Below are 14,120 nucleotides of genomic sequence, written 5' to 3'. Positions count from 1 at the left end.
TAGTAAGTTAGGGGTTAAAAATACGATTATTTATGGCGTTATAAAATGAATTTTGTTAACACAACGTGAATAACGGGAGAAGGGGCCGTTAAATTGAGTTAAAGTTACTCGTTTTTAGGCTTTTCCCTGTTTAAATAAGGACTCGAGGGTGATTTTCATTCGAGGATTCCGGGTGTTTGGGGACCGGATAATCCGTCTTTTTGAGGAGGCTCCCTGCCTTAGTCTTCAATATCACCTTTGGATTTTAAGCTGTCCTCGTATTCGATCAAATAGATTTCCTCGTTCTTTTTTTTAAGGTAATATTGTTCCCTTGCGAATTTTTCGAGTTCATTGGTATCGGAAAGCTTTTCAATGATCTTTTTGTCCTTTTCGATTTCGGAACGTAGGAACTTTTGGGTTTTTTCGAGATTTTTGATCTCTTTTCGCAATTCGTTATGGATCAACAGGGAGTTGGTATCGAAAAAAAGCATCCAAATAACAAAAACGGTAAGCACCAAAACGTAGATATTCGTTAGGAAAGTGAACCATTTTTTCTTTTTAAGATCTTTGAATCCCATAGTGTTTAGACCAATTTTTCGGAGATGATGGTACGTACGATATCAACGGCTACCGTATTGTATTTGTTGTTGGGGATAATGATATCCGCATATTCCTTTGACGGTTCTATGAATTGCAAATGCATGGGTTTAAGGGTCGATTGGTACTTGTCCAACGTCTCATCGAGGTTCCATCCCCGTTCATTCACATCCCTCTTCAACCTTCTGATCAATCGCTCGTCCGAATCGGCATGTACATAGATCTTGATATCGAGCATTTCGCGTATTTTGGAATTCGTCAATATCAAAATGCCCTCAACGATCATCACCTTGCGCGCACACGTTTGTACGGTTTCCTCCGTTCTGTTGCAATCTATGAAAGAATAAACGGGTTGCTGGACCGATTGACCTGATTTTAAGGCCATCAGATGTTCTTCCATCAAGGCAAAATCAATGGATTTCGGATGGTCGAAATTAGTTTTTTTCCGTTCGACAAGAGGGAGATGGGAAAGGTCGTTGTAATATGAATCTTGGGAAATCACACCGACCTCGTCAGGGGGTAATTCATTGATTATTTGATTGACCACCGTGGTTTTTCCACAGCCGGTTCCTCCAGCAATCCCAATTATCAGCATGTTTGTTTTTTTGCAAAAATAATGATTTGGGTTGAAATGCCAGCCCATTGGTCGGCATCTTCCGCTTTCCTAATTGTTAATTTGATCCCCATTCGGGGTATGTGACGAAATTTCCGTATTTTAAAGGAACCCAAAACATACTTTAGCTTTTGTGTTACAGGAGGTTATGAACGGAATTTTGAGTGTGGAATATTTAATGATTCCTTCATGTTCGGAATAAGGACATAGGGAATTCCTTTTATAAATTTAATGGGTAGGCTGGGTATGGATGATCCGGCCCCGGATTCCCAAGGCGAACTGTATGTAAATGAATTTTAGGAAAATAAACCAAAATTTTAGTCCATTATATGACATTCGTCATGAAATCAAGGGAAGGCAGGGGTTAAATTTGTGGCTTATTTTAAAAAAAACGAATTTATTTCAAGAATTCAATGAACAATAATCGATAACGAACAAAAGAAAAAAATCAAAATCATGAACATTTCCCATATTGAACATTTAGGAATAGCAGTTGAAAACTTGGAAGAGTCGATAAAGTATTATGAAGGGGTCTTAGGACTTAAATGCTATGCGATAGAAGAGGTGGCCGATCAAAAAGTGAAGACGGCCTTTTTTATGGTCGGTTCTACCAAAATCGAATTGTTGGAAAGTACTTCCCCAGAGGGTCCCATCGGTAAATTCATCGAGAAGAAGGGCCCAGGGATACATCACTTGGCCTTTGCGGTAAAAGATACCGATGAGGCCCTCAAAACTGCCGAAGAACGCGGTGTGCGACTTATCGATAAAGTATCGCGAAAAGGTGCCGAAGGCTTGAATATCGGTTTCTTGCATCCAAAATCCACACACGGGGTATTAACAGAACTTTGTTCCAAGAAACAATAATTAGCAATCATATAACCAAATAGATTAGAATGGCAAATCAAGAAAAAATCAATGAACTCATTGAGAAAAGGGCCGAAGCCAGATTAGGTGGTGGTGAAAAACGGATTGATTCCCAACATGCTAAAGGTAAACTTACCGCTAGGGAAAGGATCGATCTTTTGTTGGATGATGACAGTTTCGAGGAATTCGATATGTTCGTGACGCATAGGACCAAATCGTTCGGTTTGGATAAGCAACGTTACCTGTCTGACGGGGTGGTTACCGGTCATGGTACCATCGATGGTAGGATCGTTTACGTCTTTTCACAGGATTTTACCGTTTTCGGTGGTTCACTATCGGAAACGTATGCCTTGAAGATCTGTAAGATCATGGATATGGCCATGAAAATCGGGGTTCCTGTAATAGGTCTTAACGATAGTGGTGGTGCACGTATTCAAGAAGGGGTAAGGTCTTTGGCCGGTTATGCCGAGATTTTCCAAAGGAACATCATGGCCTCGGGGGTCATTCCACAGATTTCATCAATTTTAGGCCCTTGTGCCGGTGGAGCCGTATACTCCCCTGCATTGACCGATTTCACGATCATGACCGACAAAACCAGTTATATGTTCGTGACCGGACCGAAAGTTGTGAAAACCGTAACCGGGGAAGAGGTGACCGCAGAACAATTAGGGGGTGCCAATATACATTCCACCAAATCCGGGGTATCCCATTTCTTGGCCGAGACCGATGAGGAAAACATCTTGTTGATCCGTAAACTGATGAGTTACTTGCCATCGAACAACCTTGAAGAACCACCTTCGATTTCTTGTGACGATCCCATAGATCGCTTGGAAGATGCCTTGAATGAGGTCATTCCTGAAAACCCGAACCAACCGTATGATATCGTTGATGTGATTTCGATACTTGTAGACAACGGTGAGTTTACCGAGGTACACAGGAATTATGCACGTAATATCACTGTCGGTTTTGCTCGGTTCAACGGACGTGCGGTAGGTATTGTTGCCAACCAACCAAAATATTATGCTGGGGTATTGGATATCGAAGCTTCCCGTAAAGCGGCCCGTTTTGTACGTTTCTGCGATGCTTTTAACATTCCTATCGTTACCTTGGTAGATGTACCGGGCTTCTTGCCGGGAACAGGTCAGGAATACGGTGGTATTATACTTCATGGTGCCAAATTGTTGTTCGCATATGGAGAGGCTACCGTTCCCAAAGTAACCATAACGCTTCGTAAATCGTACGGTGGAGCACATGACGTAATGAGTTGTAAACAGTTGCGTGGTGATTTGAACTATGCTTGGCCAACGGCTGAAATCGCGGTAATGGGAGCCAAAGGTGCCGTTGAGGTACTTGAGGGAAGTAATATCAGGAAGATCGAGGATGCCGATGAGAAAAGCAAGTATATCACCAAAAAAGAAGATGAGTATACCGAAAAATTCGCCAATCCTTATGTAGCGGCCAAATACGGTTTTATCGATGATGTCATCGAACCGAGAAACACGCGTTTTAGGATTATCAGGGCATTGGAATTGCTTGCCAATAAAAAAGAAGTCAATCCTCCTAAAAAACACTCAAACCTACCATTATGATGTTATTGAATATGAGTTTGCAAGTAGACCAGATCGGTACAGGTTATGTTATATTGTTGTCAGGGCTCTTGATAGTTTTCAGTGCCCTGTTGATCCTATCATTGTTCTTTAAATTCGGTTTGCCGGTGATGTTATACGTCTATCGGATAATAACCAAAGGAAGGGATAAGAAGATAAAGGATATTCCCATCGCCGCCGATGAAAATTTTACTGGGGAGGTTGCGGCCGTTATCTCAACCGCCATCCATATGTATTTAAATGAGCAGCATGATGATGAGAATGCCATTTTGACCATAAAACAAGCCAGAAAATTGTACTCCCCATGGAGTTCCAAAATTTATGGCACACATCAAAAACTTAGATAAAAAAATATTGGTTTGTCAAATTATTTATTAGCAAATCCGGTAACAAGAAACAGCCAAAACAATGAAAAATTTTAATTTCGATATTCGGGACAACAGTTATAATGTAAGAATTCTTTCGCACGAAGGGAATATTATAGAGCTGGAAGTCAACGGAACCTCCTATTCCGTTAAAATGAAGGAGGAAACCAAAAAAGCCAAAACACCTACCTTGGTACGTGCAGCTTCAAAAAGACCGGCTGAACCGCTGAAGGTAAATCCAGGTTCTTCCAAGACGAAAATCGTGGCACCCATTCCTGGGGTGGTACTTTCAATCAATGTAAAAGTAGGGGATACTATTAAGGTGGGAGACCAACTGTTGGTGTTGGAAGCCATGAAAATGGAAAATAACATCGCCTCCGAAAAATCAGGTACCGTTACCGCGGTAAATGTCAGTGTTGGTCAGCAAGTGTTGCAGAACGAAGTAATGATAGAACTAGAGTAGATAATTCGTACTTGTAGGTATTGTCCCTGCTTCTTGTGGGATCGGTGCCTCGCAAATACTCGCAAAAAAACATAAAATGAAGAAAATACTTTTAATATTCGGAGTACTATCATTATTGATCTTTTTAAGACCGGTCTTAGGGTTTAGTGGAGATGTGACTCCTAAGGATGAGATTGCTACCGTGGATGAACAGCAACCGACAACCGACCAGGGTGAAGGGGTTTTTGAGAACGCCACACATGGTATGCAGCAATTTTATAATTATACAGGATTTGCCAATGCCACATGGGGTCATATAATTATGATCCTGATCGGTATCATATTTATTTATCTGGGCATTAAATTCGATTATGAACCCCTGTTGTTGATTCCTATAGGTATTGGTGTGATCATCGGGAATATTCCCTTTGTGGCCGGTAACCAGACCGGGATCTACGAAACGGGATCTGTATTGAACTACCTTTATTTTGGGGTGGTCAAAGGGGTATATCCCCCATTGATCTTCCTGGGTATCGGGGCTATGACCGATTTCTCCTCCCTGATTGCCAATCCAAAGTTGATGTTGTTGGGGGCAGCTGCACAGATTGGGGTGTTCGGGACATTTTTGGGAGCACTCTATTTAGGGTTTAACCTACCTGAGGCCGGTGCCATTGGTATTATCGGAGGGGCAGATGGTCCTACCGCCATATTCCTTTCGTCAAAATTGGCCAACGGGGTCAATATCCTTCCCGACGGAACCACCGTTAAGAACCTTATCGGTCCCATAGCCATCGCGGCGTATTCCTATATGGCCTTGGTTCCCGTAATTCAACCACCGATCATGCGATTGTTGGTTTCGAAGGAAGATAGGAAAATCAGGATGAAACCACCAAGGGCGGTTACCCAAAAGGAAAAAATGATATTTCCCGTGGTAGCCCTCTTGTTGACCACGTTCATCTCACCCAGTGCGTTGCCTTTGTTGGGGATGTTGTTTTTCGGTAATTTATTGAAAGAATCGGGTAGAACGGAGCGATTGGCAGATACGGCAAGGACCAAACTTATCGATATAGTTACGATACTGCTGGGTGTTACGGTCGGTGCATCGACACAGGCAGATATTTTTATCACCAAAGATTCCATGATGATCTTCGCCCTGGGAGCCATCTCTTTTGTTATCGCAACAATGGGTGGATTGCTTTTTGCGAAATTCATGAACCTTTTCCTTAAAGGGGATAATAAGATCAATCCATTGATCGGGGCCTCAGGGGTTTCTGCGGTACCGGACAGTGCCCGGGTGGTGCATGCCGAGGCATTAAAATCGGATCCGAACAATTATTTGTTGATGCACGCTATGGCTCCGAATGTTTCAGGGGTCATAGGTTCTGCTATAGCAGCAGGTATTTTATTGAGTTTCTTAGCGTAATTGGACGCTTGTTGATTGGATAATTAGAGATATAAAAATTAGAAAGATGAAAATTCCGAATGTAATGTCAGCCGATGAGGCTGTAAAATTGATAGAATCAGGAAATAGGGTATTGATACAAGGTGGCTCGGCTACCCCTCAGGCGTTGATCAGGGCCATGGTGGGGAGGGCCTCTGAATTAAGGAATGTTGAACTTGTACACCTGCATACCGAAGGGGAATGCGGGTATACCGATCCCGCCTATAGGGAAAGCTTCCATACCAATGCATTCTTTATCGGGAGTAATATTCGTAAAAGAATCGGGGATACGGCCGATTACATCCCAATTTTCTTAAGTGATATCCCCAGTTTGTTCAGACAGGGGTATATGGACCTTGATGTGGTCATGGTCAATGTTTCCCCACCGGACAAACACGGGTTCTGTTCCTTGGGGGTTTCCGTTGATATTGTTCTTTCAGGTATCGAGAAAGGTAAAAAAGTAATCGCCCAGATCAATCCGTTGATGCCCCGAACCTTCGGTGATGCTCAAATACATGTCAAAAACTTCGATGCTTGTGTGGAAATTGAGGAAAAAATCTATGAAATGAATTTTGTGGATCCAAGTGAAACCGAAAAGGCCATTGGTAAGAACATTGCCGGCATTATTGAGGATGGCGCTACCCTTCAAATGGGGATCGGCGGTATTCCCAATGCCGTTTTGACCTACCTGCACAACCATAAAAACTTGGGGGTGCATACCGAAATGTTCTCTGAGGGTATCGTTGATCTTGTAGAGAAAGGTATCGTTAATGGATCACAAAAGAAAACGAACCCTTATAAAATCGTTTCCGGTTTTGCTATGGGTACGCGTCGTTTATATGACTTTATGGATGACAACCCGGAAATTGAAATGAAGGATATCGCCTATGTGAACGATACGGCCGTTATTCGTCAAAACCCCAAAGTTACGGCTATTAACTCTGCCATTGAAGTGGATCTGACCGGTCAGATCTGTGCCGATTCCATCGGTACAAGGATGTTCTCAGGGGTTGGTGGACAAATGGACTTTATGCGTGGAGCCGCATTATCACTTGGTGGAAAACCGATCTGTGCCATTACCTCCACCACATTAAAAGGTGTTTCAAAAATCGTTTCTTCCCTTAAACCCGGAGCTGGAGTGGTTACCACACGTGCCCATGCCCGTTTCGTTGCAACGGAATACGGTGTAGCCGAACTGTTCGGAAGAAGCTTAAAACAAAGGGCAGTAGCTTTAAGGGATATCGCGCATCCTGACCATAGGGAAGAATTGGACAAAGCTATCTTTGAAAGATTCGGAAGTACCATTTCGGTATAAAGAAGTACCATTTCGGTATAAATTAGAAAAGGAATAGAATAGCAAATAACTATATCATTACTAATTGCATATATTATGAACGAAAAGAATAAATCACTTTTTTCGGAATTCCCACCGGTTACTACCGAGCAGTGGATGGAAAGGGTGACCGCAGATTTAAAGGGAGCGGATTTTGACAAAAAACTGGTTTGGAAAAACCTTTCAGGCATCAATATCCAACCTTGCTATAATGCTGAAAACGACATAACTCCGCTTAAAAACACGGGGGAAAACTCACAATCATTGGTGAATTACCGCAGTGTTGGGGTAACAACGGCCAAAAGTGGAAATGAACTGGCCTTAAAAGCCGTTGAAGAGGGTATGAACGGAATCATATTCCAAATGAAGGAAGTTGTCCCTGCCGCAACCTTGTTACAGGGGATAGACCTGAATAAAATCGCGGTTTCCTTTGAATTGCCCACTAAAGCGGTTGACTTTGTGGCCGATTTGGTAGCGGTTGCAAAGGGTAAGGACTTAAAGGGATATATCGATACAGGTATATTCTCCGATTATGTAACCACGGGGTCCTTTGATGGACAGCACGTTGAGGTGGCCGCGGAATTGGTGAAGCTAACCGCCGAATTCCCCGATTTTAAGGCGATCACGGTTTCTGGTACGGAATATTTGGATTCCGGGGCAAACCAAGTACAAGAGATTGCCTACACCTTGAACTCATTGGTTTTCCTAATAGATAAGTTAACCGAAAAAGGCGTTGGGGCAGAAGCCGTATTCAACAATTTAAACGTTAAGCTCGCGATCGGTCTTGAGTATTTCATTGAAATCGGTAAATTCAGGGCTTTCAACAGCTTATTGGCCGAAGTTGCCGATAAATTCGGTGTTGCGGATATAGCAAAGACGGTGACCGCAAAAACTTCGATCTGGAGTAAATCCATTACGGATGCCCATACCAATATGTTGCGCGCTACCACAGAAGCCATGTCCGCCATCTTGGGTAATGTAGACGGTATTATCGTTGATCCCTATGATAAGGAATTCAAGGAGCCTTCAGAATTCTCAAATAGGATCGCAGGCAACATCACCACTATTTTAAGGGAAGAATCCTATTTTGGCAAAGTGACGAATCCGGTTGATGGATCTTATTATGTTGAAGAAGTAACTTCTAAAATTGCCGAAAAAGCCTTGGAATTATTTAAGTCCATAGAGGCCGATGGCGGTTTTTACACTGCATTTGAGAAGGAAGCCATTCAGCAACAGATCGCGGAAATCCGTTTGCAAAAATTAAAATTGATCAGTCAACGTAGACTTCCGTTGGTCGGGGTGAACAAATACCCCAATTTGATGGAAACCGTGGCCTCGGATTTACTTTCAAGAGGTCTGGAAGATAATCCAAAAGTGTTGGTCCCAAGAAGGGCCTCTTTGGAAATTGAAGCGATGCGAAGAAAGACCGAAGAATTGGTTGCGGAAACCAAGGTACGTCCGATCGTTCAATTGGCAAGTTACGGCAATTTGACCATGCGTAAGGCCAGGGCGGCTTTTGCCTATGACTTTATCGGGGTCAGTGGTTTCGATGTGCATCAGGAAGAAAGTTTTGAAAGTGCCCAGGTAGCCGCTACCGAAAGTGCGAAATCGGATTCCCATATTGTGGTTATTTGTAGTTCGGACCAAGATTATGATGAAACGGCACTCAACTTTATAAAAGCATTTAGGGCCATTACTACCAGCAAGGTTTTATTGTTGGCCGGTGCCCCTAAAAACATGGACGAATTGACTGAAGCAGGTTTGGACGGAATCGTAAATATGAGAACCGATGTTCTGGTTACACTTTCAAGTATTCAGGAGAAAGTTCAAAAAACATTAAAATCTTAAGAAGTATGAAACCAGATTTTTCAGATATAAAATTAAATTCAGCGGTGAAACAATCCGCTGCAACTTCAGAGAATCAAGACGTTTGGAATACTCCTGAAGGGATACCGGTTAAAAATCAATTTTCGGCCGAAGACATAAAGGATGCCGAACATTTACATTATGCCGCCGGTGTACCACCATTTTTAAGAGGCCCATATAGTGCCATGTACGCCATGCGCCCTTGGACGATACGCCAATATGCGGGTTTCTCGACGGCAGAGGAGTCGAACGCCTTCTATAGAAGAAACTTGGCTGCAGGTCAAAAAGGACTTTCTGTAGCCTTCGATTTGGCCACACACCGTGGGTATGATTCCGATCACCCCCGTGTAACCGGTGATGTGGGTAAGGCCGGGGTTGCCATCGATTCCATTTTGGATATGGAAATCCTTTTCGATCAGATCCCTTTGGATAAAATGTCGGTATCCATGACGATGAACGGTGCGGTATTGCCTATCATGGCTTTCTATATTGCTGCAGCGAGAAAACAAGGGGTTTCTTTGGATAAGCTCTCCGGGACGATCCAAAATGATATCTTAAAAGAGTTCATGGTGCGTAATACCTACATTTACCCACCATTACCTTCAATGAAGATCATTGGTGATATTTTTGATTACACCACCAAGAATATGCCTAAATTCAATTCAATTTCAATCAGTGGTTACCACATGCAAGAAGCTGGTGCAACTGCCGATATTGAGTTGGCCTATACATTGGCAGATGGTATGGAGTACATTAGGACCGGATTGAAATCCGGTTTGAAAATCGATGAATTCGCTCCTCGTTTATCATTCTTCTGGGCAGTTGGTATGAATCACTTTATGGAAATCGCCAAAATGCGTGCCGCACGTATGCTTTGGGCAAAGATCATAAAATCGTTCAACCCGACAAATCCAAAGTCAATGGCATTGCGTACGCATAGCCAGACTTCAGGATGGAGTTTAAGTGAGCAGGATCCTTTCAACAACGTGGCCCGTACGTGTATCGAGGCTATGGCTGCCGGATTGGGAGGAACACAATCCTTACATACAAACGCGTTGGATGAGGCCATTGCCTTACCGACCGATTTCTCTGCCCGTATTGCCCGTAATACCCAGATTTATATCCAGGATGAAACCCAAATGACCAAAGCGGTTGATCCATGGGCCGGTTCCTACTATGTAGAGTACCTCACCCAAGAGATTGCCAAAAAAGCCTGGAAATTGATCGAAGAGGTTGAAGAATTGGGTGGAATGGCAAAAGCCATTGAGACCGGGGTTCCTAAAATGCGTATTGAAGAAGCTTCTGCCCGTAAACAGGCCCGATTGGATTCTGGTCAGGATATCTTGGTAGGGGTCAATAAATTCAAGACGAAGGAGAAAGCGAATATCGAAATTCTTGAGGTTGATAATTCCGTGGTACGCGAATCACAGATCGAACGGCTTAAGAAACTCCGTGCCAATAGAGATCAAGCGGTGGTCGATGCCAAAATATCCGCCCTATCCAATTGCGCTGCAACAGGAAAAGGTAATTTGCTGGAATTGGCGGTCGAAGCTGCGGAAAATTTTGCTACTTTAGGTGAGATTTCAGATGCTTTGGAGACTCATTTCGGACGTCATAAAGCGGATACACGATTAATCAGTGGAGTTTATAGTAAAGAAGTGGATAACGACAGTACATTTGCGAAAGCACAGCAATTGGCCGATAAGTTTGCCGAAATCGAAGGTCGTCGCCCAAGGGTGATGATCGCTAAAATGGGTCAGGATGGCCATGATAGGGGCGCCAAGGTCGTTGCTTCCAGTTTTGCCGATTTAGGTTTTGATGTGGATATGGGCTCATTGTTCCAAACTCCAGAGGAGGTGGCAAAACAAGCGATTGAAAATGACGTTCATTTTGTTGGCGCTTCCAGTTTGGCCGCAGGGCACAAAACATTGATTCCACAGTTGATCGGTGAGTTGGAAAAACTTGGAAGACCGGATATCATGGTTTTTGCCGGCGGGGTTATTCCTGAGCAGGATTATGACTATTTGTTGGAAAGGAAAGTTGCGGCCATTTTTGGACCTGGTACCGTTATTTCAGAATCCGCCATTAAAATCATGGAGAAATATTTAGAGCAATAAGGATTTGCTTCCTTAAGCAGTTTTTGTCAGGGGCTATCATTTCCTAAGACAAATTGCTCTCAAATAAAAAGAAACCACTATCCGATTTTTTATTGGATAGTGGTTTTATAATTCATGGATGTGAACATTACTGATTAACTTTATTATTTTAACCCCAAGACCAAACCAAACAACTATCGATGGCTATGTTTAGAACCTATTTTAACTGGAGTAGTGGCAAAGATGCCGCTCTTGCGCTCAATTACCTTTTGCAGGATCCCAGATATAACGTTGAATGTTTGCTTACAACCGTAAATGCACATTTCAATCGGGTCAGTATGCATGGTTTAAGGATTGAAATGCTTGAAAAACAAGTTAAGGCTATTGGCTTGCCAAGCTATAGGGTAGCACTGCCAGAGAGTCCTTCAAATGGTGAATACGAAAAACTGATGGGACAAAAAGTCGAAGAATTAAAGGCGGAAGGAATTCGATTTGCCGCGTTTGGGGATATTTTTTTGGAAGATTTAAAGGACTACCGCGAACGCCAATTGGCACAGGTTGGTATAAAGACCGTTTTTCCATTATGGAAGAAGGATACTACCCATTTGATCCATGATTTTCTGGAAAAGGGTTTTAAGGCCATCGTGGTCTGTGTGAATGCAGCGGTATTGGACGTTTCCTTTGTCGGAAGGGTTATCGATACGGACTTTATCAATGACCTTCCCGAAGGTGTGGATCCTTGTGGTGAAAACGGGGAGTTCCATACATTTTGCTTTGATGCGCCTTATTTTAAGGAAGCTGTTGGGTTTACAATAGGGGAAAAAGTGTATCGGGAATACAACAATGGGGATACCACCAACGGATTCTGGTTTTGCGATTTAATACCTTTGGAAGTAAATGAATAAACACGAAGAAAAATATTGCCAAAGATGCAACACGGTCTTTGAGTGCAAGGTGGGGTCCATTTTGCTTTGCCAATGCACTACGGTAACGCTTAATGAGGAAGAACGCAATTATATGCGCGAACGGTATACCGATTGTCTATGTGCCAAATGCATGCAAGCCGTAAAGGTAGAATATCAAAATAACCTGTTGAAGGATAAAATCGATAAGCTCTCCGGTAAATTCAACCCTTGATCTTATACTCCGAATATCATGGGGGCATCCCATAAGTTTACCCCATGGCTTTACGGCGGGCAGGGGTTTAAAATAACAGGCCTAACAGTTGTGTGCAAATAATCAAAAGTACCATGGCTATAGGGTAGACCGTTGCGTATGCTATAGAAGGGGCATCGGTTTTGGTCATGGTGTCGGCTGCTGCCAAGCCAGGCGTACTGGTCATCGATCCCGTTAGGGTACCCAATAAGGTCAGGGTATTGATATTAAAGAATAAACGGGCGATAACCGCAGCGATCAGCATGGGTAAAAAGGTCATTATCCCACCGACCAAGAAGAGTTTGATCCCATATTGTGAATAGGTCTCAACCAATGTAGCACCCGCTTCGGTACCTACCACGGCCAAGAAAAGCATCAACCCGAATTGTCTTAAGAGTTGGTTGGCATTGCCACTCATCATCCATAAAATATTTCCCGTCTTGCCGATACGGCCTAAAACCATGGCTACGATCAATACGCCACCGGTAAGTCCCAAATTAAAACTAAAGGCATCGCCAAAATTGATGGAAACCCCTCCAACCAAAATACCGAGAACAATACCCAATGCCAAAGGGAAAAAGTTGGTATCGGAGAGTTCACTTTTATTGTTGCCGATCAGTTGTGATATCTGGGAAACATTTTCCTTTTCACTGGAGATCATCAATTTATCCCCGATCTGTAATTTTAAGGTAGAATTCGGGGAAAGGTCGATACCACTTCTTCGGATCCTCGTGATGGTCGCATTGAAGTTTTCCCTAAGGTTCAATTCCCCCAACGATTTGTTCACCAATTCCGTCCTTGTCATTAAATAAGATTGTGATACATACTGTTCCCCAAAGGCGATTTCAACATTGGATTTAGGACCTATCAATAACTCTACACGTCTAAGGGCTTCCTCAGTACCCACAACGCGGACATAATCCCCTTTGTGCAAAACGGTGTCCTTTTTAGGGGTAAATGCTTTTCCGTCATGCATGACCCTCGAAATAACACCTTTGGTCATGGAGCGCACCCTGAGTTCCCCGATGGTCTTGTTAATGGCCCCTTCATGTTCTACAATGAAATTCGCCCTAGTTATGGGTTCGTAATGGCTAAGGGTTTTTGCCTCATAATCCTTTTCTTCATTTTTAAGGTTTATTCGTAAAATCTTTGGAAATAATTTCACGAACAGGATGACCCCGATGACCCCAAACGGATACGCAATACCATAACCGATGGATGCCAATGGGGAATGTGTGATGTCGATGACGGTTGCCAACCCCGGTGTACTGGTCAAAGCCCCTGCCATTAAACCAATGGCGATCGATTTGTCGATATCCAAGACCAGTATGGCCAAAAGGGCCAAAAGGGCTGCGGTTATGATGACGATGGTGGCCATGATTATCAGATTCTTACCGTCTTTCCTGAAGGAATCGAAAAATCCCGGACCGGCCTGTAATCCTATGGTATATATAAATAGTATCAATCCGATTTTTTGAAGGATATTCGGAAGTGAAACCCCAAGATGCCCAAAAAGCAAGGCGACAAAAATGATTGCCGAGATATCCAAAGATATGCCCTTTACTTTAATATTACCGATGATGAAACCGATACAAATGATCAAAAACAATACAAGGTAAGTGGTGTCTAAAAAATACATGGATGTTTATTTCAAAATAAGTGACAAAAGTATACTATAATTAAATAGTCAAAACTGACATTTGTTATTTTTTCTCAAAAACTAAATTCATTCGGTCGGATTTGAAGTACGCGTTAGCATATG

General features: G+C 42.9%; 13 protein-coding genes. 10 read left to right on the top strand and 3 right to left on the bottom strand.

What is annotated here, in order from left to right:
* Positions 1–218 precede the first annotated feature (218 nt).
* Together PHU20_RS17155 and udk are read right to left on the bottom strand one after the other, a co-directional pair.
* The gene (locus PHU20_RS17155) at positions 219–557 is read right to left on the bottom strand and encodes an FtsB family cell division protein (protein ID WP_274826635.1); all 339 of its coding nucleotides are present in this window, start codon (positions 555–557) and stop codon (positions 219–221) included.
* Positions 558–562: 5 nt separating this feature from the next.
* Entirely contained in the window at positions 563–1,171 is a 609-nt protein-coding gene (gene udk / locus PHU20_RS17150; RefSeq protein WP_274826634.1) for a uridine kinase, read from the bottom strand.
* Between the two features lie 474 nt (positions 1,172–1,645).
* On the opposite strand from udk, the gene mce reads away from it, so the two are divergent.
* From mce to PHU20_RS17100, 10 genes are all read left to right on the top strand, one after another.
* The gene (mce, locus tag PHU20_RS17145) at positions 1,646–2,053 is read left to right on the top strand and encodes a methylmalonyl-CoA epimerase (protein ID WP_274826633.1); all 408 of its coding nucleotides are present in this window, start codon (positions 1,646–1,648) and stop codon (positions 2,051–2,053) included.
* A gap of 29 nt (positions 2,054–2,082) precedes the next feature.
* On the top strand, positions 2,083–3,642 hold the full coding sequence (locus PHU20_RS17140; protein WP_274826632.1) for an acyl-CoA carboxylase subunit beta: 1,560 nt from the start codon (positions 2,083–2,085) through the stop codon (positions 3,640–3,642).
* A complete protein-coding gene (locus tag PHU20_RS17135; protein ID WP_274826631.1) occupies positions 3,639–4,007 on the top strand; it encodes an OadG family protein in 369 nt (122 codons plus the stop codon). Before PHU20_RS17140 ends, PHU20_RS17135 begins: the two co-directional genes overlap by 4 nt.
* Positions 4,008–4,068: 61 nt before the next feature.
* Positions 4,069–4,488, top strand: coding sequence for an acetyl-CoA carboxylase biotin carboxyl carrier protein (locus PHU20_RS17130; protein WP_274826630.1), 420 nt, complete (start codon positions 4,069–4,071; stop codon positions 4,486–4,488).
* A gap of 76 nt (positions 4,489–4,564) precedes the next feature.
* The gene (locus tag PHU20_RS17125) at positions 4,565–5,890 is read left to right on the top strand and encodes a sodium ion-translocating decarboxylase subunit beta (RefSeq protein ID WP_274826629.1); all 1,326 of its coding nucleotides are present in this window, start codon (positions 4,565–4,567) and stop codon (positions 5,888–5,890) included.
* A 46-nt stretch (positions 5,891–5,936) separates the two neighbouring features.
* A complete protein-coding gene (locus tag PHU20_RS17120) occupies positions 5,937–7,223 on the top strand; it encodes an acetyl-CoA hydrolase/transferase family protein (RefSeq protein ID WP_274826628.1) in 1,287 nt (428 codons plus the stop codon).
* A gap of 75 nt (positions 7,224–7,298) precedes the next feature.
* Positions 7,299–9,089 (top strand): methylmalonyl-CoA mutase family protein, encoded by a 1,791-nt coding sequence (locus PHU20_RS17115; protein WP_274826627.1) that lies wholly within the window; start codon positions 7,299–7,301, stop codon positions 9,087–9,089.
* 5 nt (positions 9,090–9,094) lie between these two features.
* Entirely contained in the window at positions 9,095–11,224 is a 2,130-nt protein-coding gene (gene scpA, locus PHU20_RS17110) for a methylmalonyl-CoA mutase (RefSeq protein ID WP_274826626.1), read from the top strand.
* Between the two features lie 179 nt (positions 11,225–11,403).
* Positions 11,404–12,108, top strand: a complete 705-nt coding sequence (locus PHU20_RS17105; protein ID WP_274826625.1) for a Dph6-related ATP pyrophosphatase — start codon at positions 11,404–11,406, stop codon at positions 12,106–12,108.
* Positions 12,101–12,340, top strand: a complete 240-nt coding sequence (locus PHU20_RS17100) for a cysteine-rich CWC family protein (protein ID WP_274826624.1) — start codon at positions 12,101–12,103, stop codon at positions 12,338–12,340. Before PHU20_RS17105 ends, PHU20_RS17100 begins: the two co-directional genes overlap by 8 nt.
* A 67-nt stretch (positions 12,341–12,407) precedes the next feature.
* Here PHU20_RS17100 and PHU20_RS17095 read toward each other — a convergent pair whose 3' ends face one another.
* Positions 12,408–13,997, bottom strand: a complete 1,590-nt coding sequence (locus PHU20_RS17095; protein ID WP_274826623.1) for an aspartate:alanine exchanger family transporter — start codon at positions 13,995–13,997, stop codon at positions 12,408–12,410.
* Positions 13,998–14,120: the final 123 nt, after the last annotated feature.

The sequence above is a fragment of the Maribacter polysaccharolyticus genome (assembly GCF_028882255.1).
Classification (GTDB): Bacteria; Bacteroidota; Bacteroidia; order Flavobacteriales; family Flavobacteriaceae; genus Maribacter_A; species Maribacter_A polysaccharolyticus.
Note: the sequence above shows the minus strand (reverse complement) of the source record. Positions and strands in the feature narration are given on the sequence as shown.